Raw genomic sequence first — 25,015 nt, forward strand, 5'->3', positions numbered from 1 at the left:
GCCGGCTTCCCCTCCGGCGGAACAGACACGCACGTGCTGATTCGAGCTTAGCGTGACGAATGGTTCCTGTGCGACGATGCAGCTGGGAAATTCCGGGTGACGCTCCGTTCGACGCAACGGTACGCCCCTCCCGGAGGTTCTGTCAGGAAGCTGCGGAAGGTTGGTCCGCGACGGCACCGAGCTGCGCCGAGCGACGCTTGGCGGCCTCGAGCGCCTCGTAGAAGGCCGTCCGCACACCGCCGCGCTCGAGCTCCCGGATCGCCGCCGCGGTGGTACCGCCGGGCGAGGTGACCGCGGCCCGCAGGTCCGCGGCGTTGTCGCCGGACTTCGCGAGCATCGCCGCGGAGCCGGTCATGGTCTGCACGACCAGGTCGGTGGCGACGGCCCGGGTGAGGCCGAGCGCGACACCGGCGTCGATCATGGCCTCGGCCACGAGGAAGAAGTAGGCCGGTCCGGAGCCGGAGACGGCGGTGACCGCGTCGATCTGGGACTCGGGGACCACCGAGACGGTGCCCACGGCCGCGAGGATCTCCCGCACCGTGTCGAGGTGCTGCTGCTTGACGTAGCGGCCGGCCGCCATCACACTCGCGCCCTCCCCGACCAGCATCGGGGTGTTGGGCATGACGCGCACGACGGGGGATCCCGCGGGCAGCTTGGTCTCGTACCGCACGGTGGGGATGCCGGCGGCGAGGGAGACGATGATCTGCTCGTCGGCGCTGTCACCGGCCGCTGCGGCCAGGGCGGTCACCACCGCGTCCACGTCGTTCGGCTTGACGGCGACGACGATGACGTCGGCGCCCTCCACGGCGTCGGGGGTGCTGTCGGTGACCCGGATCGCGTACTCGCGGGCCAGTTCCTCGCGGCGCTCGTCGAACTTCTCGGCCACCACCAGATCCTTGGTGGCGAAGCCGTTCTCGAGCAGACCCGAGACCAGGGCCTCACCGATCTTGCCGCCACCGATCACTGCGATTCTCGTCATGAGGGACAGCCTGCCACGGCGGGCACTGTGGCCCGCATCGCGGTGACCGTGTTCGAGCAAACGGGGTGGCATCGTTGCCGTAGCAACGGGGTGCCGGCGGCGCCGATCGCGACGGATCAGCGCAGCATCAGCGCAACATCATCGCGGCATCATCGCGAGCTGCCTCGACTGCACGACGACCGCGCCGGTGGAGTCGACGACGGTGTGATCCTCCTCGAACCAGGTGCTGCCGAGGACGCTGCTCTCGGCGACGACCCGCAGCCAGCCCGGGGCGGGGACCCGCCGCAGATAGGCGGTGAGCTGCACGGTCGGGGCCCAGCCGAACAGGCCGCGGTTCATCGTGACGGGCGCCGACACGTCGCCGCACATGAGGGCGAACAGCACGGCGGTGTCCACGTCGGCCTCGTCGTCCGGCAGCGGCCGCGTCCACATCGACACGACGGGTTCGCCCTGCTCGCCCTTCAGGAAGCGGGCGGTGGACCCGTCGACCCGGATACGGGAGGTCGCGGCGAACTTCACGACCTGGCCCATGGGGTGGTCGGGGGTGACGTCGACGGCCTCGGCGGGCGGTTCGGCGGGAAGCCGGGTCGCGCGGTGCGGCACGGTGTGGACCGGGTCGTCGGAGTCCGGGCTGCCGAGGGTGACGTTCGCGCGCACCGCGACGCGGCCGGCCTGCGACAGTTCGACGTCGACCACGGCGATCTGCTTGCCCTGCTTGCGCAGGACGGTGGTCAGTTCCACGTCGCCGGGGTCGGGTGCCGAGACGAACGAGGCGCTGACCGCGACGGGCCGCACGACGGGGTCGGCGCCCTGTGCCCGCAGCGACTGCAGCGCCGCGGACGCGCACACGGCGAGCATGCAGCCGCCGTGCACCTTGGGGCCGATGGTCCAGGTCGGGCCGATGTGGGCCTGCCAGTGGGCCGTTCCGACATCGTCACCGGCGGTGTCGACGCGGGTGACCGAGGTCAGGTCGCGGAAGGGATGGTCGGTGGTCACTGTCGCTCCTGGGAGTCGGGTCGGGCCGGGACGGCACCGGAGGCGGACGGATCGCCGAGCCCGAGGATCCGGGCGGCGAGATGCTGGTGAGCGAGCCGGCGCAGGGCCGTGAGGACGGGCTCGTAGAGGGCGGTGCCGAGGACGGCGGCCTCGATGGTCGCCTCCCGCGACCCGGTGGGCAGCAGTTCGAGGTCGACCTCGGCGATGGCGCGGATGTGCCGGCCGTAGGCGTCGAGCCGGTGCTCGTCCATCTGCAGTCCCGCGGCTTCCAGGGCGGCGAGGGCCTGTTCGAGCTGCGCGACCGCGGTCGAGCGCGGGTCGTAGCGCTGCCCGAGGCGTTCGAGCACCCGACGGGCGCGGGGGCTGTCGCTGCCTGTGTCGGCGACGTAGGGCGGCAGGGCGGCGATGGCGCGTCCGAGTGCGGTGGACAGGTCGTCGCGGGGATCGTCGACCAGGTCGACGACGGTGCGGATCTTCTCGAGCGGCAGTCCCTGGGAGGCGAGCGCCCGGACGAGGGCGAGCCGGCGCACGTGCCGGTCGTCGTAGCTGGCCGAGGTGGCGCTGGTGGCGGCGCCGGGCATGAGGAGGCCCTCGCGCAGGTAGTACTTCACCGTCGGCAGCGGCACTCCGCTGCGCTCGGCGAGTTCCGAGATCCGCATCGTCCCCCCCCCTCTCGCCGCTGGATACTACAACTATCCAGCGAGGGCGGAGACGGGCGTCTCAGGTGTCCTCGGGCTCGCCGGGATCGGTGCCCTCGGGCCCCGCCGTCACCCGCGCGACCCCCGTCGACCGCGGGGTCTCCGGTCCGACGGTGATGGCCCGGGTCGCCGGCCGGTCGAGATGGGTGCGGGCGAACGCCAGCGACCGGGCGAGCATCGCGGCCCGTTCCGCCCGGGTGCGCGCGCTCTGCGTGCTGATCTCGAGCACCACGTGCCCGGCGAAGTCGCTCGCGGCGAGACGACGGCAGATCTCGGCGCACGGCTGGGTGCCCGTGCCCGGCACGAGATGCTCGTCGAGGGACGAACCACGACCGTCCGCGAGGTGCAGATGCGCCAGCCCCTCCCCCATCCGGTCGGCGAGGGCGACGGCGTCGGCACCGGCGGTCGCGGTGTGCGACAGGTCGAGGGTGTAGTGGGCGAAACCGGTGTCGGTGGGGTCGAGGGACGGGCTGTACGCCGACACCGCCCGGCCCGGCCCCCGCTTGCGGAGACGCTCGGCGCCGCGGTCGCGGCCGCCGAACACGACGTCCGCCCGCATCGGGTACATGTTCTCCACCGCCACCACGACGTGGCTGTCGGACTCGAGTTCACCCACCTGGTCGACGAACCCCTCCGCGTACCGGCGCTGCCACCGGAAGGGCGGGTGCACCACCACGGTCTCGGCGCCGAGGATCTCGGCGGCCCGCACCGACCGGGCGAGCTTCGCCGCGGGATCGGACCCCCACACCCGCTGCGAGATGAGCAGGCACGGCGCGTGCACGGCGAGCACCGGCACCCCGTACTCGCGGACGAGGTGCTCGACCGACGCCAGGTCCTGGCTCACCGGCTCGGCCCACACCATCAGTTCGACGCCGTCGTACCCCAGGTCCGCGGCGAAACGGAAGGCGGCCTCCGTGTTCTCCGGATAGACCGAGGCCGTCGACAGTCCTACCCGGATCCCCCTACCGGTCGCCATCGGCTCACTCGCCGGGGAGCAGGAACAGGAGTGGACCGAAGGAGACGAAGGCGCCCACGGCGAGCGCGATGAGCTGGCTGGTGATGTCGTCGGTGCGACGCAGGACGCGCACGAGCGCCACCAGGCCCACGATCACGACCAGGGCCAGCGCGAACGCGACCCAGGGCATGAGATCCCACAGCCGCTCGAAGCCCTTGAACAGCAGGCCGCCGGCGACGATCGCGGCGATGCTCTCCCCCACGAGCAGCGCCCACTGCTTGAGACCGCTCCCCTTCGCCTCCGCGGTCTCGTCGCGGGCGGTGTCGTTGCGGGCGTCGGCGGTCGTCCCGGTGCCGGTCGCGGGCGACGTGCCGTCCGGACCGGGAGTCTCGGTGTCCTCCTCGTCGGCGCCGCTGGCCTGCAGGTCGCTGGCAGGACCGGACAGCAGTCGCGGTTCGGCGACGCCGGCCTTGCGCAGGGACGGGCCGGTCGTGGACTCCGGTGCGGCGGTCTCCTCCGCGGCCCCCGTGCGGGCGGTGACCGTGACGACGGAGTCGAGATGTTCCCGGGCCCGGCGCGGAAGGGCGTCGGGGCGGATGATCTCGGTGGGCGACTCGATCTTGGGCGCCACGCGGGTCGGCGGGCTCGACTCGGTCTTCGCCGCGACCGGTTCGGGCTTCCCAGCCGTATCCGTCTTCGCAACCGCGTCCGTCTTCGCAACCGCGTCCGTCTTCGCAACCGCGTCCGTCTTCACGGCCGGTTCGGACTTCACCGCGACAGCGGGCACCACAGCGGTGGCCTCCGCCGACGGCTCGGGGGCCGGAGCGGTCTCCGCGACCTCGGGCGCCGGAGCGGCCTCCGCGACCTCGGCCGCCGGAGCGGGTTCGTCCTTCGGCTTCGGTTCCGTCGCGGGCTTGTCCCCCGCCGACCGCGTGATCGGGATCTCGCCGGTCAGCTCGGCGACCGAGATGCCCCCACTCGCACCCCGTCGCCGGCGGCCACCGGACCGCGTGCTCACCTTCTGCCCGTTGCGCGCCAACAACTCGGCGACGGAGATCTGCCCCGTGTCGGTGCTGTGATTGTCGCTCATCCGGCTGCCACCACCAGTTCGCCACCCATATCCGTATCGAGCTTCCGAAGAATCAGACCCTCCCGCAATGCCCACGGGCAGATCTGCAAGGTCTCCACCCCGAGGGCACGCATGGCGGCCTCGGCGACGAGGGCACCTGCGACGAGCTGCTGGGCCCGGTCGGAGCTGACGCCCTCGAGTTCGGCCCGGTCGGCGGCGGTCATACGCGAGATGAATGCGATGAGCTGCCGGAGCCCGCTTGCGGTCAGGGTCCGCTTCACCCGGAGGCCCGCCGACGACGGCGCGGCGCCCGTGAGCCGGGCGAGGGTGCGGAAGGTCTTGGAGGTGCCGACGCACAGGTCCGGGTCGCCGGCCGCGCGGATCTCCTTGGCGGGTGCGGCGAGTTCGGCGTCGAGCCAGTCGCGGAGCGCGGAGATGCGACGCTTGCCCGGCGGATCCTCCCGGAACCAGTCGCGGGTCAGACGGCCGGCTCCCAGCTGGAGGGAGTAGGCGATGTCGGGGTCCTCGTCGCCACCGAAGGTCAGCTCCAGCGAACCCCCGCCGATGTCGAGATCGAGGATGCGTCCGGCGCTCCAGCCGTACCAGCGGCGCACGGCGAGGAAGGTCAGCCGGGCCTCCTCCTCGCCGGAGAGCACGTCCAGGCTGACACCCGCTTCCTTGCGTACCCGGGCGAGGACGTCCTCGGAGTTGCCGGCGTCGCGGACCGCGGAGGTCGCGAAGGCCATGAGCTCGACGCATCCGGAGGTGCGGGCGATGGCGGCGAATTCGGCCGCGGTCTCGACCAGCCGGTCGGCACCGCGACGGGTGATGTCACCGTTGTCGTCCATGTTCTCCGACAGGCGCAGGGTGGCCTTCGTCGAACTCATCGGAGTGGGGTGCGCACCCCGATGGGCGTCCACCACCAGTAGGTGAACGGTGTTGCTTCCGACGTCGAGTACCCCTAAGCGCACATCAATACGGTACTGGGTCTACCGTCGGGTTCTGTGACAGCAGGTACGTCCCACGCCCCGCACAAGCTCGATCCGGCCCCCGAGGTACCTCTCGACTTCCCTCGTGAATGGGCCGAGTTCGTCGACCCGGACAACGACGAACACGTCATCGTCGCCGACATGACGTGGCTGCTCTCGCGCTGGACCTGCGTGTTCGGCACCCCGGCCTGCCAGGGCATTCTCGCCGACCGGCCCGACGACGGCTGCTGTTCGCACGGCGCGTTCCTCTCCGACGAGGACGACCGCAAGAAGCTGGCGAAGGCCGTGAAGCATCTCACCCCGGCCGACTGGCAGTTCATGGACAAGGGCATGGGCAAGAAGGGCTATCTCGAGTGGGACGAGATCGACGACGAGCCCAACCTGCGCACCCGCCGCTACAAGGGCGCGTGCATCTTCCTCAACCGTCCCGGCTTCGAGGGCGGTCCCGGCTGCGCGCTGCACACCATGGCGTTGCGCCGTGGCATCGAGCCGCTCGAGATGAAGCCGGACGTGTGCTGGCAGCTGCCGATCCGCCGCACCCAGGACTGGGTGGAACGCCCCGACGGCACCGAGATCCTGCGTACGGTGATCACCGAGTACGACCGGCGCGGCTGGGGCGAGGGCGGTCACGATCTCGATTGGTACTGCTCCGGTTCACCGGACGCCCACGTCGGTGAGCGCCCGGTCTGGCAGTCCTACGCACCCGAGCTCACCGAGCTCCTCGGCGCCGCGGCGTACGACGAGCTGGCCCGCCTGTGCCGGCGTCGACAGGGGCTCGGGCTGATCGCCGTGCACCCCGCGACGACGGCGGCCCAGGCGAAGGGCTGAACCCGGCAGGAGACGCCGGCCGCACGCGGTTCGGGCCTTCCCGGAGTCCGCCCCCTCAGGGTTCGAGCTTGTAACCGAGGCCGCGCACGGTGACGAGATGGCGCGGTTTGGCGGGGTCCGCCTCGATCTTCGAGCGCAGCCGCTTGACATGGACGTCGAGGGTCTTGGTGTCCCCCACGTAGTCGGCCCCCCACACCCGGTCGATGAGCTGACCGCGGGTGAGCACCCGTCCCGAATTGCGCAGCAGATATTCGAGCAGGTCGAATTCCTTGAGCGGCAACGCGATCGGGTCGCCGTTGACGTGCACGACGTGACGGTCGACGTCCATCCGCACCGGTCCGGCCTCGAGCAGACCGGAGTCGGCGGGCTCGGGGTCGGCGTCCGCGCCGCGCCGCAGCACCGCGCGGATGCGGGCGATGAGTTCGCGCGCCGAGTACGGCTTGGTGACGTAGTCGTCGGCGCCGAGTTCCAGGCCGACGACCTTGTCGATCTCGCTGTCGCGCGCGGTGACCATGATGACCGGGACACTCGACCGGGCCCGGAGCTGCTTGCACACGTCGGTGCCGCTCATGCCCGGCAGCATCAGGTCCAGCAGGACGATGTCGGCGCCCTGGCGCTCGAACTCGGCGAGGGCCGACGGGCCGTCGCCGGCGATCGTCGTCTCGAATCCCTCCTTGCGCAGCAGGAAAGCGAGCGGATCCGCCAGTGATTCCTCGTCCTCGACGATCAACACACGCGTCACGACCTGGTCCTCCGTACCTCTCTCGATGTCCGTCCGCCCGGCGGTCCGGGCGGGTTCTGCGTCACGATCCGGCGATCCTCCCGGCGTGCGGGAGGGCCTCGTCCTCGACGTGGGCCGGGATGAGCAGGGTGAAGGTGGAACCGGTACCCGGTTTGCTCCACAGCTTGATCTCGCCGTTGTGGTTGGCGGCGACGTGTTTGACGATGGCGAGTCCCAGGCCGGTGCCGCCGGTGGCCCGCGAGCGTGCCTTGTCTACGCGGAAGAACCGCTCGAACACCCGCTCCTGGTGTTCCTTCTCGATGCCGATGCCACGGTCGGTCACCGCGATGGCGACCTTGTCGTCACGCAGCGCCCGGCTGATCGTCACCGGCGACCCGGCCGGCGAGTAGGCGATGGCGTTCTCGACGAGATTGGTCAGGGCGGTGACGAGCAGCGTCCGGTCGCCGCGCACCTCGTGTCCCGAAGGCGCATCGGTGGTGATGGTGATGTCGGCGTTCTCGGCGGTGAGCCGGGTGCGTTCCAGGGCCTCGGCGATGACCGTGTCGACGTCGACGACCTCGAGATCGGGCAGTTTCTCGGCGCCCTGCAGCTTCGACAGTGCGATCAGCTCGGTCACCATGTTGCCCAGCCGGGTGGCCTCCTTCTGCACGCGCTCGCCGAAGTGCCGGACGGTCTCGGGATCGTCGACGGATTCGAGCAGGGCCTCGGCGAGCAGCGCCATCGCGCCGACGGGGGTCTTCAGTTCGTGGCTGATGTTCGCGACGAAGTCGCGGCGGGTGGCCTCCATGCGGACGTGCTCGGAGTCGTCGAAGGCGTAGAGCACGACGAACCGCGGGTCGTCCTCGATCAGCGGCTGCACGGTCACGCGCACCGCCACCCGCTCACGGCCGCGCGACGACTTGCTGCCGAGATCGATCTCGAGGGGTTTGCGGGTGTCGAGCACCCGGCTCGCCGCGACCCACGCGCGGTCGTCGAGGAGCCGGTTGCGGACGAGACCGAGCTCCTCGGCGCGCGGGTTGAACAGCACGACGTCGTGGAACCGGTCGACGACGGCGATGCCGGTCGTGGTGCCGCGGACGACGTGGTCGAGGACGTCGGCCATCGTGAGGTCCGCCTCGGCACGTTCCTGCGTGCGCCGGTGCACCTTCCGGGTGACAGCGACGGCGAGGGCCGCGCCGACGAGGGCTGCAGTCACGGCCAGCAGGAGAGCCTGCGTAACACTCACACAAGGGATCGTAATGACACCGTCACCCCACCGGACGCCGGGCCCTGCCCTTTTCCCGCACGTCACGCCGCATTTTTCGGGTGTTGGATCGGCGTTAACCCGGTGTTCGCCCGCCTGTCCGGCGCGTCCTCACCGTCGGCGCTCGTACTCGGAACGGAAACGACCCCGCCGCGGTGTGCGACGGGGTCGTCTGCCGGGTGTACCCGGAGGTGCTGTCCTGCCGGGTGTACCCGGCGATGCTGTCCTGCCGGGTGTACCCGGCGATACTGCCTGCTACCGGCAGGATGTCACTTGGAACCCTGGTTGGCGACGGCGGCGGCGCCGGCCGCCGCGGCCTCCGGGTCGAGGTAGGTGCCACCCGGGTTGAGCGGGCGCAGGTTCTCGTCGAAGTCGTAGCGCAGCGGGATGCCGGTGGGGATGTTCAGGCCGGCGATGTCCTCGTCGGAGATGCCGTCGAGGTGCTTGACGAGCGCGCGCAGCGAGTTGCCGTGCGCGGTGACGAGCACGGTCTTGCCGGCGAGCAGGTCCTGGGAGATCGTCGACTCCCAGTACGGGACGAGACGCGCGACTACGTCCTTCAGGCACTCGGTGAGCGGAACCTCGTCGAGGTCGGCGTAGCGCGGGTCGCCGTCCTGGCTGTACTTCGAACCGGCCTCGATCGGCGGCGGCGGGGTGTCGTAGCTGCGACGCCACAGCATGAACTGTTCCTCACCGAACTCGTCCTTGATCTCGGACTTGTTCTTGCCCTGGAGGGCGCCGTAGTGACGCTCGTTGAGGCGCCAGTTGCGGACGACCGGGATCCAGTGCCGATCGGCGGCGTCGAGCGCGTAGTTGGCGGTGCTGATCGCGCGACGCAGCACGGAGGTGTAGAGGATGTCGGGCAGCACGTTGTGCTCCGCCAGGAGGGCACCGGCCCTCTTGCCCTCGGCGATCCCCTTGTCGGTCAGGTGCACGTCCACCCAGCCGGTGAACAGGTTCATCGCGTTCCATTCGCTCTCGCCGTGGCGGAGCAGAACAAGCGTTCCGATACTCATGACTCAATCCTGACACGCGACGATGGCGATTTCGCCACGGGCGCCCCCCATCGTGGGCTATATCTGACAACACGCGTTGCCAGGAACGCGGGAGTCGGCGGCGCGCACCACGGTTCGCCACAACCGACACACACGGGGGTTCGATGTCACACGGGGGTCCGATGTCAGACGTACGCATGTCCCGCCGCTCCGTCCTCACCGCGCTCGGCGCGCTCGGTGCCGCCGCAGCCCTTCCGCCCACGGCGGCGGCCGACCCCGCCCGTCGCGCACCGGCGGTGCATTCCGGCGGGCGGCGCGTCGCGGTGCTCGGCGGAGGGATGGCGGGACTGACCGCCGCGCACGAGCTGATCGAACGCGGCTTCGAGGTCACGGTCTTCGAACCGACCGCGCTCGGCGGCAAGGCGCGCAGCATCCCCTCTCCCGGCACCGCGGCGGGCGGCCGCCTCGACCTGCCGGGCGAGCACGGTTTCCGTTTCTTCCCGGGCTTCTACCAGCACATCCCCGACACGATGCGGCGGATCCCCTTCCCCGGCAATCCCAACGGGGTCTTCGACAATCTTGTTGCGGGGCACGGTTTCCGGATGGCGATCCCCGGTGCCCCCGATCTCACGGCACCGGCGTCCATCGCGCCGCTGCGCTTCGACGTCTACGACCCGCTGAGCCTGCAGGAGAGCCTGTCCGCGGCGTTCTCGCTCGGCGGCGCGATCCCGCCGCACGAGCTGTCGGTGTTCATGCGCAAGCTGGTCATGTTCCTCACCAGCAGCATCGAGCGCCGGAACACCGAGTGGGAGAACGAGACCTGGGCGCAGACCCTCGAGTCCGACGGCAAGTCGAAGGGGTACCGCGAGATCCTCGTGACGGCGCTGACGCGGCAACTCGTCGCGGCCCGCCCGCAGACGGTGTCGACGCGCACCACCGGCATCATGGGCCAGGCGTTCGTGTGGAACGCGATGGGCACGGTGCCGGACTACGGTCATCTCGACCGTCTGTTGTCGGCGCCGACCAACGAGGCGTGGATCGATCCCTGGGCACAGCTGCTGCGCGATCTCGGAGTGCGGTTCGAGATGGGCTGGGCGGCGGAGGCTCTGGAGATCTCCGGCGGATGCATCACCGGAGCGCGGATGGTGGACCGGTCGGGCAACCGCCGCCGGGCCGAGGCCGACTGGTTCGTCGCGGCGATGCCGGCCGAGCGCGCGGTCGGCCTGTGGTCACCGGAGGTGCTCGCACTCGATCCGCACCTCGAGGCGATGAACGCCCTGCAGACCGACTGGATGGTCGGCATCCAGTACTTCCTGCGCCGGCCCACCCCCATCGCACCGGGACACGTGGCCTATCTCGGGTCACCCTGGGCGCTCACGTCGATCAGCCAGGCCCAGTTCTGGCGCAGCGACTTCGCGCAGCGTTACGGCGACGGGTCGGCGCAGGACTGCCTGTCGGTGGACATCTCCGACTGGGACACCCCCGGCATCCTCTACGGCAAGACCGCCAAGGAGTGCACGGCCGAGGAGATCGCCCGCGAGGTCTGGGCGCAGATGGACGCCTGCCTCGAGGACGGCTCCGGATCGATCGACGAGAACGACATCGTCTCGTGGTTCCTCGATCCCGGAATCCATTGGGGTGCCAGCGGAATCGTCAACGACACCCCGTTGCTCATCAACACTGCCGGGTCGCTGACGAACCGGCCGGAGGCACACACCGCGATCCCCAATCTGTTCCTCGCCGGCGACTACGTCCGCACCGACATCGATCTCGCGACGATGGAGGGGGCCAACGAATCGGCGCGCGCCGCGGTGGGGGCACTGCTGCAGACGGCCGGTTCACCCGCGACCCCCCCGGCGCTGTACAGACTGTACGAGCCGCCGGAGCTGGAACCGTTGCGGCGCATCGACGCCGACCGGCACCGGGCGGGCCTGCCACACCTGCTCGCGTGAAACGAGCGGGGTGCGCGGCCCCGGGCGGGAGCCGCGCACCCCGTCGGATCAGGCGTGAAGGGCCCGCAGATCCTTGCGGAGGATCTTGCCCGCGGCGGATTTCGGCACCGTGTCGATGAACTCGACCTGCCGCACCTTCTTGTGCGGCGCGACCCGCTCGGCGACGAAGGCGATCACCTCGTCCTCGGTGAGGGCCGAATCCTGCTGGCGCACCACGAAGGCCTTCGGGACCTCCTCGCCCTCGTCGTCGCGGACCCCGATGACGGCGGCATCGGCGATCTGCGGGTGGGTGAGGAGCAGGGCCTCGAGTTCGGCGGGCGGCACCTGGTAGCCCTTGTACTTGATGAGTTCCTTGAGCCGGTCGACGATCCGGACCGCCCCCTTGCCGTCGACGGTGGCGATGTCGCCGGTGTGGAGGAAACCGTCCTCGTCGAGGGTGTCGGCGGTGGCCTCGGGATTGTTCAGGTAGCCGGCCATGACGTTCGGTCCCTTGCACCACAGTTCGCCGGGTGCGGAGACCCCTTCGCCGGTCGGGTACTCGACCTCCTCACCGGTGGCGGGGTCGACGATCCTGCATTCCATATTGGCGATGGTCGGGCCGACCGAGTCGAGTTCGGTCTCGTCGTCGTCGAACGGGATCGCATGGGACACAGGCGACATCTCGGACATGCCGTATCCCTGGCGGACCCGGCAGCCGAGCCGCTTCGCGACGGCACCGGCGAGTTCCTTGTCGAGCGGGGCGGCGCCGGAGAAGACGGTGTGCACGCTCGACAGGTCGTACCGGTCGACGAGGGGGTGCTTGGCGAGCGCGACCGCGACGGGCGGGGCGATGAACACGTACGTGCACTTGTGCCCGGAGATGTTCGTGAGGAAGTCGACGAGGTCGAACCGCGGCATCGTCACCAGCGCAGCCCGGTTGTACAGGGCGGCGTTGAGCAGCACCGTCATGCCGTAGATGTGGAAGAAGGGCAGCACGGCGAGGACGCGGTCGTCGGCGGCGATGCCCATCCGCGGGGTGATCTGGCAGACGTTGGCGACGAGGTTGCGGTGCGTGAGCATGACGCCCTTGGGCCGGCCGGTGGTGCCGGAGGAATAGGGCAGCACCGCGAGGTGGGTCGCGGGGTCGAAGTCGACCTCCGGGGCCGGAGCGTCCTCGGTGAGCAGGTCCCGCAGCGAGGGGTGTCCCTCGGCGCCGTCGAGCACCACGATCAGCTCGTCGGGGATGCCGACGGTCTCGGCGGCCTTCTTGGCCTGCGGGAGCAGCGGGGAGACCGTGAACAGTGCGCTCGCGCCGGAGTCCTCGAGCTGCTTGACGATCTCGTCCGCGGTGTAGAGGGCGTTGATCGTGGTGGCGGTGGCCCCGGAGCGGAGGATGCCGTGGAAGACCGAGGCGAAGGCGGGCACGTTCGGGGACAGCAGGCCGACGACCTGGCCGACTCCGATGCCCCGGGCCGCGAGTGCACCGGCCACCGCGTCGATGTGGGCGATGAGGGTGCGATAGTCGGTCACCGTCCCGGACGCGCCGTCGACGAGCGCGGGGCGGTCGAGGTCGGCCTCATCGATGGAGCCGAACAGGAAGTCGTGGACACTCGATGCCGGGATCTCGACGTCGGGAAACGGGCTGCGGAAACTCATGGTTCTCCTCCGAGTGCTGATCACCGGCACGCCGTGCCGGACGGGTCGGGGTCACGCTACCGCACGGATGTGAACCCCGTCACAGATGTGCCGTGACCATACCCGACCACCCCTGGGACGCGGACGGGCCCCGCATGCGGATTCGCACGCGGGGCCCGGACCGGAGGTTCCGATCAGAGGTACTGACCGCAGACCGGCCACGCACCGACGCCCTGGCCGGCGAGGACGTTCTCGGCGACGCGGATCTGCTCCTCGCGCGAGGCGTTGCTCGCGAGGCCGCTGCCGCCGTAGGCCTCCCAGGTGCTCTGCGAGAACTGCAGACCGCCGTAGTAGCCGTTGCCGGTGTTGATGGACCAGTTGCCACCACTCTCGCACTGCGCCACGGCATCCCAGTTACCGGAGGCCGCATTGGCGGTGCCGGCCCCGAGGACGAACGGGGTCGCGACGAGGGCCGTGGAGGCGGCGACGGTGCCGAGGGCGCGCTTGATCGTGAACTTAGCCATGTGAATTGATTCCTTTCCGGCTGCTTGCGAGTGCACTCGACCGGATGTGGTTCCGCCGCTTTCGGATACGGCGGGGCCCGCGTGGGATGCGGTGGTCGGTGCCTGCGACTCGGATGCGGTGGAACCGCGGAGGATCCGATCGCTTTCGCTCCACCCCTCGGTAGGTTGTGTTTTCCGGAATCCCGCGGGGGTGGAACCAGCTGGCTGCGGGGCCGGGGTCTATCGCCCGTCGTTTTCGGGCCTGCAACCAAGGTAAGGGTTCATCACGGCCAGGTCACGGGTCGATTTTTCGGTACGGACGTGCAGAAAAGCCCAGGTCGGAGCGGCATCATGCCTGGTGATTAAGGGGAAACTCCGCGTTCCGCGCCCCCTTGGCGACCCCACGATTTGTGACGACGATCACTGAAACGCCCCGCGCAGACCTCGCGAATCGGTCATCGGCCACGGCCGGGTAACGGTGACGGAGGTGTCGTTACCCGTTCGATTCACGCGGTTCCGCGTCCTCGTCGTCGGCGAGTTCGGGCACGAACGGGGTGCCCGTCTCCTCCTCGATGAGGTGCCGGAAGGGCTCGAGATTGCGCAGCGGCTCGCCCCGCGAGACCCGCCACTCCCATTCGCGCTTGATCGACGTGAGGAAGCCGAGCCCCAGGATGATGTTGAAGTCGTAGTCAGCGGCCTCGAGGACCTGGCCGAGGACGGCGTCGAGTTCCTCGGGGGTCACGGCGTGCGCGGCGATCCGCCCCACGAGGTAGATGTCGCCGATCCGGTCCAGGGTGTAGGCCACGCCGTAGAGGCGGCGGTTGCGGCGCAGGAGGTACTTGTAGACCCCCTCGAAGTTCTCGTCGGGTTTGCGGCAGACGAACGCCTCGACCCGGACGCCGTGCTGCCCGACCGTCAGCAACGTGGTGGTCTTGAGCTTCTTCTCGCCGGGGAGTTCGACGACGAAGTGACCGCCCTCCTTCACGGAGAACTCGAGCTCACGATCGCGCAGCGTCGCGTCGATCAGTTCGGCGATCCGGTCGCTCATGCCGTGACTCCCCTCGTCCGTCGCAACTTCCACACTCCGCGCTGCCGCCGCAGCGAATGCTCCCCGGTGCCGAACGCGCGGTTGCGCCGCATCCCGGCCCGCCGGTAGCTGTCGAGCAGTCCCTCCGCGGTCCGTTCCCACGAGAACGCCTCGGCATGCTTCGGAGCGATCTCCGCGAGCCGCGCGAGCCGGTCGCGGTCGCTCACCAGGGAACGCAGCGCCGCGGCCCAGTCGTCGATCCGGTGCCCGTCGACGAGCATCCCCGTCTCCCCGTCGCGCACCGCCACGCCGAGCCCGCCGACGTTCGCGGCGAGGACGGGGGTGCCGCAGGCCTGCGCCTCGATCGCCACGAGACCGAAGGACTCCGAGTAACTCGGCACCGCCACCAGGTCGGCGGCCCGGTAGACCTGCACCAGGCGGTCCGCCGGCTGGGGCGGCAGGAAGGTCACCCGCGACGCGATGCCCAGCGCGGACGCCAGCTCGATGAGCGCGTCGGGCCGTTCGAGACCGGTGCCGGAGGGGCCACCGACGATCAGCACCCGCAACGGCAGGTCGGGGGCGTCGGCCAGGGCGCGGGCGGCCGCCTCGAGCAGTACGTCCGGGGCCTTGAGCGGCTGGATCCGGCCGACGAAGGCGACGATCGTCTCCCGCGGGTCGAGGCCGAGCGCGGCGCGCGCCGCGTCGCGGTCGCCGGGCCGGTAGCGGGTCAGGTCGGCGCCGGGTGCGACGACGTCGATCCGGCCCGGATCGGCGCCGTAGATCTGCTCGAGCTGCCGGGCCTCGTCGGCGGTGTTGGCGATCATCCGGTCGGATTCGGCGACCACCTGCTGTTCCCCGATCTGCCGGGCGGCCGGTTCGGGGGTGTCGCCCTCGGCGAGCGAAGCGTTCTTCACCGCGGCCAGGGTGTGCGCGGTGTGCACGAGCGGCACCCCCCAGCGGTCGCGGGCCAGCCATCCGACCTGCCCCGACAGCCAGTAGTGCGAGTGCACGAGGTCGTAGTAGCCCTGCGGGTGCCGCGCCTCCTCGCGCAGGACACCGGCGGCGAAGGCGCACAGCTGGGTGGGCAGGTCGTGCTTGTCGAGTCCCTCGAAGGGACCGGCCTCGATGTTGCGGACGAGCACACCGGGCGCGGCCTGCTGCACGGCGGGATCGGCCGACGAGGTGGCCCGGGTGAAGATCTCGACCTCCACGCCGCGCCGCGCGAGTTCGATCGCGGTCTGCAGTACGTAGACGTTCATGCCACCGGCATCCCCGGTTCCGGGCTGCGCCAGCGGTGAGGTGTGGACCGAGATGACGGCCACGCGGTGCGGGCGGCTGGGCTGAGACGTCACCCCTCCATACTGCCCTGCTCGTGATCTTCCCGTGTCGCCGCCTCCGCGGTAGCCCGCCGGGCGAACTCTCCGACCTCCGCCACGAATCGGTCGGGGTCCTCGACGAACGGCCCGTGATCGACACCCTCCCAGACGGAGGTGGTGGCCCGACGCAGCAGCGACGCCGCGTGGTGCGCGACGGAGACGTCGACGACGGAGTCGACGTCGCCGTGCAGGAGCAGCACCGGCACGTCCAGCTCGGCGAGCAGCTCGTCGTTGCCCACCGCCCGGTCGAACAGCGCGGCCCGCACTCGCGGCGGGGTGGACAGGCTCACTCCGAACAGGGCCTGCGACACCGCGCCCTTCCCCTCGACGGGGCCGGTGAGGGCGTGGCCGAACGAACCGAGGGCCTTCACCGCCTCGCGCGGGTCCTCCGACATCGCGGCGGGGATCGCGGCGCGCATCGCAGGGCCGACCCTTCCGCCCTTCTCGCCACGGCCGATGCTGGTGATGGCGCCGACGAGGACCAGCCCCGCGACGGCGTCGGAACCGTACTCGGCGAGATAGTCGCAGATGACCAGTCCGCCGTAGGACCAGCCGAGCAGCACCGCGGGGTTCGACGCGGAGACGTTCTCGGCGGCCAGGACCGCGGCGATGTCGCCGGCCCAGAGGGCGCGGTCGTCGTAGCCGGTCTCCGGGGCCTGCGAGTAGCCGTGTCCACGCAGGTCGACGGCGACGACGCGGAAGTCCCGCGCGAGGGCGTCGAGCACGTCGTCGCCCCAGCACCGCGACGACTGGGCCCATCCGTGGATCAGCACGAGGACCGGCGCGGTCTCGGAGCCGAAGGTGCGGTGGACGAGGGAGGTGCCGTCGGTTCCGGTCACTTCGCGAACTGCCATGGGCGTCACTCTAACCGGGTCCGCAGGTGGATCCCGGCGGCGCAGGTGACGGCGAGGATCCCGGCGCCGACGGCCACGAGATAGCCCGTGCCGGCGTCGGTGCGGTCGATGACCTGCCCGACCAGCGCCGATCCGGCTGCGACGCCGACACCGAGCCCCGCGACCGTCCAGGTGATGCTCTCGGTGAGCTGCGCGGCGGGCACGACCTGCTGGGTCAGTGAGGTCGCGACGATCATGATGGGCGACACGGCGCACCCGGCGACGAAGTAGAAGGCGGACAGGACGGGTATCGACCCGGCGGCCAGGAGCGGGCACAGCAGCACGGCGAGGGCCCCGGTCACGACCAGCAGCTGGCGGGTGGGTGCGGCCGTCCCCACCCGGGAGCCGAACACCAACCCGCTGATCGCCGAACCGGTGGCGAACAGCGAGACCGCCAGGGTCGCGGCGCCGGGGGTGCCGCGTTCGGCGGTGAAGGCGACGGCGGCCACGTCGATCACCGCGAACACCACGCCCATCGCGCCCATCACCGCGACGATCGCGAGGAGGACGGGCAGGCACAGGACGTTGCCCCGCTCCTCCCCGCCCCCGGCGACCTGCACGGGCGGTTCGGTGCGGCGTTGCGCGGCGAGCGCGAGGGTGCCCACGAGCAGCAGGACCGCACCGAGCAGGGGTCCGGCCTCCGGGAAGACCGCGACGCTCAGGCCCACCGACAGCGCCGGCCCGACGATGAAGCACAGTTCGTCGATCACCGCCTCGAGCGCGAAGGCGGTGCGCAGACGCGGGGTGCCGCCGTAGAGCTGCGTCCACCGGGCGCGCACCATCGCACCGATGGTGGGCATGAGTCCGGCCGGGATCGCGCACGCGAACAGCCACGGGGTGGGCACCCCGAGACGCACCCCGGCGAGCATCGCGACGGTCGCGGCGACGCTGACGGCGGAGGCGACGGGCAGGATCCGGTGCTGGCCGTACCGGTCGACCGCCCGCGAGACCAGCGGGGTGAGCAGCGCGTAGGACAACGCGAACAGGGCCGAGAGGGCACCGCCGAGCGCGTAGTCGCCCTCGAGCTGCGAGAACATCGTGACGATGCCGATGCCCACCATCGCGATCGGCAACCGCGCCACGAAACCGGCCGCGCAGAAGGCCGCCGCTCCGGGCTCGGCGAACAACTCGCGGTACGCGCCACCCATCCTCCGTGCCACCCTCACCTCGTCGTGTCCCGGCCGCCGGCGGCCGTCGCCGCGGGGTCCGCCGCGAATGCGGCATGTGTACCGGATTCACCGTATGGGGTATGCGGGGGCCGTGAACACGGCGTCCTTCTCCCCTCGGTCCCTGCTGTCGCGCTACCGCGCCTCGGGCGCGGATCTGCCCTTCGGCAATCCTCTCGCCGCGCACGGCGTCGCGATGGAGGGTTACTTCTGGCGGTTCACTCTGCCCGACACCGGGCGTGTGGTCATCGCCCTGTGCGGGGTCAATCGGCCCGGCGACGGCGCGCGGTGGGCGACGCTGGGCCTGGCCGCGCATCCGGGAGGCTTCCTCCGCACCACGGCGCATCCGGAGGGATCCGCCGATCCGCATCGGCTCGGTGCCGACGCCGGCGACGCCTTCCACGGCGACGCGGCGCGGGTCCGGATGGATCTCGGTGAGGACGCCCGCCTCGACGTGCGTGTCACGTCACCGCGCCCCTGGCCCCGGCGGCGCTTCGGCGCGTCGAGCGTCTTCCATTCGGTGCCGGCCCTGAACCAGTACTGGCATCCGTGGCTGCTCGACGGGGTGGCCGAGGGCCACGCGATCCTCGGCGACGAGAAGTGGGACCTCACCGGAGCGCACGTCTACGCCGAGAAGAACTGGGGAAAGGAGGGTTTCCCCGATTCGTGGTGGTGGGGGCAGGCGCACGGATTCGCCGACCCGGGTGCCTGCGTGGCGTTCGGGGGCGGGCAGGTGCACGCGGGGCCGTTGAGCACCGAGGTCACCGCCCTGGTCGTCGCGCTACCCGACGGCCGTCTGGTGCGCCTGGGCAATCCCGTCACCTCCCCGGTGCGGGCGACGGTCGGCGACGAGAGCTGGGTGCTGCGGGGACGCAACGCACGCTGGTCCGTGGAGGTGGTGGCGAGCGCACCCCTCGGCGCCGCGCACGTACTGCCGGTGCCGCTCCCCTCCGAGCGCCGCAACGTCGCCGGGTCGATCGAACATCTCGCCGGATCCCTGAGCGTCACCGTCCGTGAGCGCGACCGGCTGGTGTGGGCGGACGAATCCCCCCTCGCGGCGCTCGAACACGGCGGCCTCGACCGGGCGCGGGCGGAGCTCGCGCGGCGCGGGGCCCCCGCCGACGCGACGGACGCCCCGCCCGTGACGTGAGCGCTTCCCGCCCCACCCGGTCCGGACCGTCAGGAGGGATCAGGCGACGTCGGCGCGCTTCATCGCGGCGAGCGGATCGGAGTAGATCGAGCTCAGCGAGACGACACCCGCGGCGTGGGCCTGCACCCGGTTGCCGAAGCCGGTGATGCGGATGTCCTTGCGCGGCAGGGTCGTAGCCTTCGCGAACGCCTTGGCGACGTGCGGGACCGCGGCCGGGTACTCGGTGAACGCCTGGCCGCCGAGGATGACGCGGTCGGGGTTGAACAGGTCGCGCAGCATCCCGACGGTGCGGCCGAGCACGGTCGCCCGTTCGACGAGCAGCGCGTGGGCCGGTTCCGAACCGTCCCGCGCGAGCCGGTACAGCGACTGGATCGTCACGTCGTCCCGGTCCGGCAGGACGCCTTCGGCGCGCGCCCGGCGCACGAGGGCCTGGTCGCTCACCGTGGCCTCGAGGCAGCCGGTGCCTCCGCACGAGCACGGCGCCGACGAGCCGGTGGGCAGGTGCGAGACGGAACCCGGGCCACCGGTGGGGGTGTGCACCTTGCCGTCGAAAGTGATTGCCACACCGGCGGTCTCGCGGGCGTAGAAGTAGAGGCCGGTGCCCTTGGTCTCCGGGGCGTCGCGGTCCGGGGTGAGCAGGAGTTCGGAGGCGGCCATCGCCTCGACGTGGGCGGCCACCGACACCGGCAGGCCGAGTCCGCCGCCGACGATCGTTCCGACCCGGGCGTCGGTCCAGCCGAGACGCGGGTGGGTCACGATGCCGGTGGTCGAGTCGACGCGGCCACCGAGGGCGACACCGGCCCAGAGCGGGATGCGGCGGTGCCAGCGTCCCGCAAAAGCCTTGGCGCTGGCCGTGATCGACGCGAGCGCGGCGTCCTGGTCACCGCTCGGGGTGGGCACCTCCACCGCGCCGATGATGCGGCCGCGCAGGTCGCTGGCGACGATGCCGGTGGTGACCGCACCGATGTGGATGCCGATGGTGAGGTAGCGCTCGTGGTCGACCTCGACGGGCACGCGCGGGCGGCCGATGGCACCCGACTCGGCGAGGTCGGCGCGCTCGCGCAGCAGGCCGGCGGCCAGCAGCGCGGACACCTGGCGGTTGACGGTCGCGATGCTCGATCCGGTGACCTTGGCGATCAGGTCGCGGGAGACGGGGCCGCGGTTGGCGGCGACGCGGAAGACGGAGGCACCGGTGCCGTCGGCGATGCGCAGGTCCGGCGGCACGATCCTGACCTGGGCCGCTGCCGGGCGGAGCGTCCGGGTCCGGCCGACGGTGGCCCGAGCGGTTCCGCGGGTCAGTGTGGTCGCGGCGCGGCGCGGCGCCGGGGAACGGGACGGAAGGGAGGTCGACGGCGAGAGGGTGGGAACCGACACGGCAGTTGTCCTTGCTGCTGATGCGGGACCGACGGCCCCGGAAGGTACGGGCGGGAGGAGAGATCGACGCACCGGACCGCTCCGACGTGAGGACACGTGCGCAGCGCAGACCCGCAGGAGAAGGCGGGCGGTGCGGGGTTACTTACCGCAACAGCAACAACAGAGTTCGCGTGCCAGAGGCAGCCGAGATCCCAACGCGGCGGTCACGTACGTGACGCGCGGAGCGGAATTGGGGCCAACCGACATGCGGAACAAACTATCTCTGCAGCGGCCCACTGTCCAATCGACTCCCACCCCGGCGTGGGGCACGTCACACCCGCGCCACGCCCCGGCGAATTCCCCTCGAACGCAGGGTAAATACCCCGCACCCTCCACCGCGGCCGTTACCCCGACACTAGGATCGCCGCATGAGCATCTCCCCCGATTCCCGCATCGCCGTCGTCACCGGAGCGTCCTCCGGCATCGGTGAGGCCACCGCACGCACGCTGGCCGCCCAGGGCTTCCACGTGGTGGTGGGAGCACGGCGCCTCGACCGCCTGCAGAAACTCGCCGACGAGATCGGCGGTACCGCCCTGGAACTCGACGTCACCGACGAGGACTCGGTCGAGGCGTTCACCACGGTCCTGCCGCGCGTCGACGTCCTGGTCAACAACGCCGGTGGCGCGAAGGGCCTGGCGACCGTCGCCGAGGCCGTCGAGGACGACTGGCGCTGGATGTGGGAGACCAACGTCATCGGCACCCTGCGCGTCACCAAGGCACTGATCCCGAAGCTGATCGCCTCCGGCGACGGTCTCATCGTCACGATCACCTCCGTCGCCGCCTTCGAGGCCTACGACAACGGCGCCGGCTACACCACCGCCAAGCACGCGCAGGCGGTGCTGCACCGGACGCTGCGCGGCGAACTGCTGGGGCAGCCCGTCCGCCTGACCGAGATCGCGCCGGGCGCCGTGGAGACCGAGTTCTCCCTCGTCCGTTTCGAGGGCGACGAGGAACGCGCCGCGAAGGTGTACGAGGGCATCACCCCGCTCGTCGCGCAGGACATCGCCGAGATCGTCGGTTTCGTCGCGTCGCGGCCCTCGCACGTCAACCTCGACCAGATCATCGTCAAGCCGCGCGACCAGCACTCCGCGGGCCGCTTCCACCGCGTGCTCGACTGAGCTCGCAGCAGGGGCCCGGCGAAGGTCCCACCCCGTGGGTGGGATCCCGGCTATCGTCGCCGGATATGCGGCAACATCGCCTGACCGCCGGGCCCCTCCTCGACGCCCGCGGGGTCCTCGCCGAGGCCGGGTGGGCCACCGACGAGGTCCGCACCTACGACCGCTCCCGCATCGCGGCCTCACGCCTGCGGATCAAGGAGTGGGACTACTACTGCATCCTCTCCGACGGCGAATCCGGTTCCTACGGTCTGGCGCTGACCGTCGCCGACAACGGTTACGTCGGTCTGCTCGGCGTGAGCTGACTGGACCTGGCCACCCCCTCCCAGACCACCGAGCACGCCCTGATCCCTTTCCCTCTCGGCCGCATGCGGCTGCCCGCGAGCGCCGCGACCGGCGACGTGACCGTGCACCGCGGCGACCTGCGGATCGAGTACCGCCACGAGGAACACGGACGGCGGCTGATCGTCGACCACCCCGGCTTCGGTGGCGGACGCGGACTGACGGGCGATCTACTGCTGACGCAACCGCACACCGACCGCATGGTGATCGCGACGCCGTTCCCCCGCACGCCCAAGGCCTTCTACTACAACCAGAAGATCAACTGCCTGCCCGCGGAGGGCACGGTCACCGTCGGCGGCCGCGTCCACGAGTTCGCCCCCGACCGCGCGTTCGGGGTGTTCGACTGGGGGCGCGGGGTGTGGACCTACGACAACACCTGGTTCTGGGGGTCCGCGTCGGGGCTGCACGAGGGTGTGCCCTTCGGGTTCAACATCGGTCACGGTTTCGGCGACACCACCGCGGCGAGCGAGAACATGCTGTTCCACGACGGGATCGCCCACAAGCTCGACCGCGTGCACTTCCACCTCCCCGCCGGCACCTACGACGGTGCGCCGTGGACGTTCACCAGCAACGACGGCCGCTTCGAGATGGAGTTCGAGCCGATCCTCGACCGGGCCGCCGACGTGAACGCGCTCGTCGTCCGCTCCACCCAGCACCAGGTGTTCGGCCGGTTCAACGGCACGGTCGTCCTCGACGACGGCACCCGCCTGACGATCGAGAACCTCCTCGGGTTCGCCGAGGAGGTCCGCAACCGCTGGTGACCGTCAGACCGTGCAGTTCACGGTGACGGGTTCGGGGTGCAGGCGCACCCCGAAGGCCTCCTCCACCCCGTCGCGCACGGCCCGCGCCAGGGCGACGAGATCGCCGGTCGACGCCGCTCCCCGGTTGGTCAGGGCGAGGGTGTGCTTCGTCGACAGCCGGGCCGGGGCCTCCGCGCCCGGGAAGCCCTTGACGAAACCGGCCCGTTCGATGAGCCAGCCCGCCGACAGCTTCGTGCCGCCCTCGGCGGGGAACTGCGGGACCCGCACGTCGTCGCCGACCTTCGCGGCGATCGCAGCGAGCACCGCCGGCAGCCGGTCGTCGGGCACCACGGGATTGGTGAAGAACGAGCCGGCGCTCCAGGTGTCGTGGTCGTCGGCGTCGAGCACCATGCCCTTGCCGCGGCGCAACGCCAGCACCTGCTCGCGCACCTGCGCGGCGGGCCGTCGTTCGCCCTCCTGGGCGCCGAGCGCCACGGCCAGTTCCCGGTAGCCGATCGGCGCACTGGACCCGTCGGCCCGCACGTCCAGCTCGACCTCGAGCACCACGGCGGTGTCGGTGTGCTTGAGGATGCTGGTGCGGTAGCCGAGCCCGAGCTCGTCCGGCCCCACCCAGGTGTCCTCGCCCGTGCGCCGGTCCAACAGGCGCACACGACGCAGGATCGAACCGACCTCCACGCCGTACGCGCCGACGTTCTGCACGGGGGTCGCCCCCGCGGAGCCGGGGATGCCCGACAGGCACTCCAGGCCGCCGAGACCGGCGGCGACCGTCGCGGCGACGACCTCGTCCCAGACGGCGCCGGCGTCCGCGCGGACGAACTCGTCGGACAGCTGCATCCCGCCGGTCGCGATGCGCACCACGACGCCGTCGAAGCCCGCGTCGCCGATCACCAGGTTGGAGCCACCCGCGAGGAGCAGAAGCGGAACGCGCTGCTCGTCGAGGGTGCGCACCACCTCGACGAGGGTGTCGGTGGTCGTGCATTCGACGAGGTACCGCGCGGGACCGCCGAGGTGGAGGGTGGTGAACTCCGACAGCGGCACCTGCTCGGACACCGCGGCTCCCGCATCGACGAGACCGGCCCTGGTACGTGGATCAAGCACGACCAAACGGTAGCGTGCCGGGTATGGGCAGCCCTATCGACCACACCGCGAACCACTCGTACCCCGCCGCCGCGGTGCACGCGGCGTTCGTGGATCCGCAGTACTGGCACACCCGGCTCGCCGAGGTCGGCGGCCCCGGTGCGGCCGTGGACCGGATCGAGCAGGGTGACGGCACGATCGACCTCGACCTGCAGCAGGCCATCCCGGCCGAGCACCTGCCGAGTGCCGTGACGAGCATCCGTCCCGGTGATCTCGTCATCCACCGGCACGAGTCGTGGGGCCCGCTGTCCGGTGACCGCGCCGAGGGCCGGTTCTCCGCGGGCGTCGACGGCATGCCCGGCAAGGTGGAGGGCACCCTCACCATCGCCGGGGACGGCGACGCGTCGACGGTGATCGTCGAGGGGTCCGTCGAGGTGAAGATCCCGTTCCTCGGATCCAAGATCGAAGCGATGATCGTCGACCAGCTCGTGGCGCTGTTCGAGGCCGAGCGCACCTTCACGGAGCGCTGGCTGAAGGGCGATTTCCGGGCCTGATCACGGCCGGAGCGAGCCGGCACGATTTCCGCGTACCCGGCCACGGGCGGTATTCTGGCCGCCCGTGGCACGGCGCATGGACTATTCCGCCCGCTTCTCCCATCCACCGGAGCGGGTGTACGCGGCGCTCGCCGATCCGGAGCACTGGGAAGCGCGCATGACCGAGATGCGCAAGTACTCCGAGAACCACGTCCGGGAGTTCTCCGCCACCGACACCGGCATCTCGCTGGTGCTGCACCACGTGATCCCCCGTTCCGACCTGCCCGAGATCGCCCGCACGGTGATCAAGAAGGACATGGTCATCACCCGCAGGGAGACCTACGGTCCCTTCACCGAGCGCGCCTCGGGCCGCTACGAGGCGTCGATCCCCGGCGGCCCCGGCAGCCTGACCGGCACGATGGACCTCGTCCCCGCCGACGACGAGCAGGGCGCCGCGTGCGTCCTGCGCACCACCTCCGAGGCGAAGGTGAACATCCCCTTCGTGGGCGGCCGACTCGAGGAACTCATCCTGGACAATCTCGTCGACGTGTTCCGCGCCGAAGCGGCCGTCACCGCCGACTGGCTCGCTCGGCAGTAGC

The 25,015-nt window shown here is 70.9% G+C and carries 23 protein-coding genes and 1 pseudogene; 7 read left to right on the forward strand and 17 right to left on the reverse strand.

The features are described 5' to 3' along the window. Positions 1–142: 142 nt before the first annotated feature. From proC to OED52_RS16030, 6 genes are all read right to left on the reverse strand, one after another. The gene (gene proC, locus OED52_RS16005; RefSeq protein WP_264151830.1) at positions 143–979 is read right to left on the reverse strand and encodes a pyrroline-5-carboxylate reductase; all 837 of its coding nucleotides are present in this window, start codon (positions 977–979) and stop codon (positions 143–145) included. A 138-nt stretch (positions 980–1,117) separates the two neighbouring features. Then, complete coding sequence (locus OED52_RS16010) at positions 1,118–1,975, reverse strand: thioesterase family protein (RefSeq protein WP_264151831.1); 858 nt, start codon at positions 1,973–1,975, stop codon at positions 1,118–1,120. Then, positions 1,972–2,634 carry a MerR family transcriptional regulator gene (locus tag OED52_RS16015; protein WP_264151832.1) on the reverse strand — a complete coding sequence of 221 codons (663 nt, stop codon included), beginning with the start codon at positions 2,632–2,634 and terminating at the stop codon, positions 1,972–1,974. The genes OED52_RS16010 and OED52_RS16015 overlap by 4 nt, the downstream gene beginning before the upstream one ends. A 61-nt stretch (positions 2,635–2,695) precedes the next feature. Continuing rightward, on the reverse strand, positions 2,696–3,649 hold the full coding sequence (locus tag OED52_RS16020; protein ID WP_264151833.1) for a sugar phosphate isomerase/epimerase family protein: 954 nt from the start codon (positions 3,647–3,649) through the stop codon (positions 2,696–2,698). A 4-nt stretch (positions 3,650–3,653) separates the two neighbouring features. Then, a complete protein-coding gene (locus OED52_RS16025; RefSeq protein WP_264151834.1) occupies positions 3,654–4,718 on the reverse strand; it encodes a DUF2157 domain-containing protein in 1,065 nt (354 codons plus the stop codon). After that, positions 4,715–5,668: a Ppx/GppA family phosphatase gene (locus OED52_RS16030; protein ID WP_264151835.1), complete on the reverse strand. Its 954-nt coding sequence runs from the start codon at positions 5,666–5,668 to the stop codon at positions 4,715–4,717. Before OED52_RS16030 ends, OED52_RS16025 begins: the two co-directional genes overlap by 4 nt. 33 nt (positions 5,669–5,701) lie before the next feature. Here OED52_RS16030 and OED52_RS16035 point away from each other — a divergent pair, with 33 nt between their 5' ends. Beyond that, a complete protein-coding gene (locus tag OED52_RS16035) occupies positions 5,702–6,514 on the forward strand; it encodes a hypothetical protein (protein ID WP_264151836.1) in 813 nt (270 codons plus the stop codon). Between the two features lie 55 nt (positions 6,515–6,569). Here OED52_RS16035 and OED52_RS16040 read toward each other — a convergent pair whose 3' ends face one another. The 3 genes from OED52_RS16040 to OED52_RS16050 all read right to left on the reverse strand — a co-directional run bounded on the left by OED52_RS16040 (position 6,570) and on the right by OED52_RS16050 (position 9,515). Next, positions 6,570–7,256, reverse strand: coding sequence for a response regulator transcription factor (locus tag OED52_RS16040; RefSeq protein ID WP_264151837.1), 687 nt, complete (start codon positions 7,254–7,256; stop codon positions 6,570–6,572). 61 nt (positions 7,257–7,317) lie between these two features. After that, positions 7,318–8,400: a sensor histidine kinase gene (locus tag OED52_RS16045; protein ID WP_413247768.1), complete on the reverse strand. Its 1,083-nt coding sequence runs from the start codon at positions 8,398–8,400 to the stop codon at positions 7,318–7,320. A 368-nt stretch (positions 8,401–8,768) separates the two neighbouring features. After that, the gene (locus tag OED52_RS16050) at positions 8,769–9,515 is read right to left on the reverse strand and encodes a phosphoglyceromutase (protein WP_264151839.1); all 747 of its coding nucleotides are present in this window, start codon (positions 9,513–9,515) and stop codon (positions 8,769–8,771) included. A gap of 161 nt (positions 9,516–9,676) precedes the next feature. On the opposite strand from OED52_RS16050, the gene OED52_RS16055 reads away from it, so the two are divergent. Then, positions 9,677–11,446: a hydroxysqualene dehydroxylase gene (locus OED52_RS16055; RefSeq protein ID WP_264151840.1), complete on the forward strand. Its 1,770-nt coding sequence runs from the start codon at positions 9,677–9,679 to the stop codon at positions 11,444–11,446. Positions 11,447–11,494: 48 nt separating this feature from the next. On the opposite strand, the gene OED52_RS16060 is transcribed toward OED52_RS16055, so the two are convergent. The 6 genes from OED52_RS16060 to OED52_RS16085 all read right to left on the reverse strand — a co-directional run bounded on the left by OED52_RS16060 (position 11,495) and on the right by OED52_RS16085 (position 18,007). After that, positions 11,495–13,081, reverse strand: a complete 1,587-nt coding sequence (locus OED52_RS16060; RefSeq protein WP_264151841.1) for a 4-coumarate--CoA ligase family protein — start codon at positions 13,079–13,081, stop codon at positions 11,495–11,497. A gap of 173 nt (positions 13,082–13,254) precedes the next feature. Next, on the reverse strand, positions 13,255–13,584 hold the full coding sequence (locus OED52_RS16065) for a transglycosylase family protein (RefSeq protein ID WP_318841887.1): 330 nt from the start codon (positions 13,582–13,584) through the stop codon (positions 13,255–13,257). 472 nt (positions 13,585–14,056) lie between these two features. Next, a complete protein-coding gene (locus OED52_RS16070; RefSeq protein WP_264151842.1) occupies positions 14,057–14,611 on the reverse strand; it encodes a type III secretion system chaperone family protein in 555 nt (184 codons plus the stop codon). Beyond that, positions 14,608–15,942, reverse strand: a complete 1,335-nt coding sequence (gene mshA / locus OED52_RS16075) for a D-inositol-3-phosphate glycosyltransferase (RefSeq protein ID WP_264151843.1) — start codon at positions 15,940–15,942, stop codon at positions 14,608–14,610. Before mshA ends, OED52_RS16070 begins: the two co-directional genes overlap by 4 nt. After that, positions 15,939–16,820, reverse strand: a complete 882-nt coding sequence (locus OED52_RS16080; protein ID WP_264151844.1) for an alpha/beta fold hydrolase — start codon at positions 16,818–16,820, stop codon at positions 15,939–15,941. Before OED52_RS16080 ends, mshA begins: the two co-directional genes overlap by 4 nt. A gap of 5 nt (positions 16,821–16,825) precedes the next feature. Further along, entirely contained in the window at positions 16,826–18,007 is a 1,182-nt protein-coding gene (locus tag OED52_RS16085) for an MFS transporter (protein ID WP_264151845.1), read from the reverse strand. A 112-nt stretch (positions 18,008–18,119) separates the two neighbouring features. On the opposite strand from OED52_RS16085, the gene OED52_RS16090 reads away from it, so the two are divergent. Further along, complete coding sequence (locus OED52_RS16090) at positions 18,120–19,175, forward strand: tocopherol cyclase family protein (RefSeq protein WP_264151846.1); 1,056 nt, start codon at positions 18,120–18,122, stop codon at positions 19,173–19,175. Positions 19,176–19,214: 39 nt separating this feature from the next. Here the strand turns inward: OED52_RS16090 and OED52_RS16095 are convergent, their stop codons facing one another. After that, positions 19,215–20,549 carry an ROK family transcriptional regulator gene (locus OED52_RS16095; RefSeq protein ID WP_264151847.1) on the reverse strand — a complete coding sequence of 445 codons (1,335 nt, stop codon included), beginning with the start codon at positions 20,547–20,549 and terminating at the stop codon, positions 19,215–19,217. A gap of 407 nt (positions 20,550–20,956) precedes the next feature. On the opposite strand from OED52_RS16095, the gene OED52_RS16100 reads away from it, so the two are divergent. Beyond that, positions 20,957–21,706 carry an SDR family NAD(P)-dependent oxidoreductase gene (locus OED52_RS16100; protein WP_264151848.1) on the forward strand — a complete coding sequence of 250 codons (750 nt, stop codon included), beginning with the start codon at positions 20,957–20,959 and terminating at the stop codon, positions 21,704–21,706. Positions 21,707–21,771: 65 nt separating this feature from the next. Continuing rightward, a pseudogene (locus OED52_RS16105) lies at positions 21,772–22,806 on the forward strand (DUF2804 domain-containing protein). A 3-nt stretch (positions 22,807–22,809) separates the two neighbouring features. On the opposite strand, the gene OED52_RS16110 reads toward OED52_RS16105, so the two are convergent. Next, the gene (locus OED52_RS16110) at positions 22,810–23,904 is read right to left on the reverse strand and encodes a UDP-N-acetylmuramate dehydrogenase (RefSeq protein WP_264151849.1); all 1,095 of its coding nucleotides are present in this window, start codon (positions 23,902–23,904) and stop codon (positions 22,810–22,812) included. Between the two features lie 23 nt (positions 23,905–23,927). Between OED52_RS16110 and OED52_RS16115 the strand changes: the two genes are divergently transcribed. Then, positions 23,928–24,437 (forward strand): DUF2505 domain-containing protein, encoded by a 510-nt coding sequence (locus OED52_RS16115; protein ID WP_264151850.1) that lies wholly within the window; start codon positions 23,928–23,930, stop codon positions 24,435–24,437. A 64-nt stretch (positions 24,438–24,501) separates the two neighbouring features. Beyond that, positions 24,502–25,014, forward strand: a complete 513-nt coding sequence (locus tag OED52_RS16120; RefSeq protein WP_264151851.1) for a DUF2505 domain-containing protein — start codon at positions 24,502–24,504, stop codon at positions 25,012–25,014. Position 25,015 lies beyond the last annotated feature (1 nt).

It is taken from the genome of Rhodococcus sp. Z13 (genome assembly GCF_025837095.1).
Taxonomy (GTDB): Bacteria; Actinomycetota; Actinomycetes; order Mycobacteriales; family Mycobacteriaceae; genus Rhodococcus; species Rhodococcus sacchari.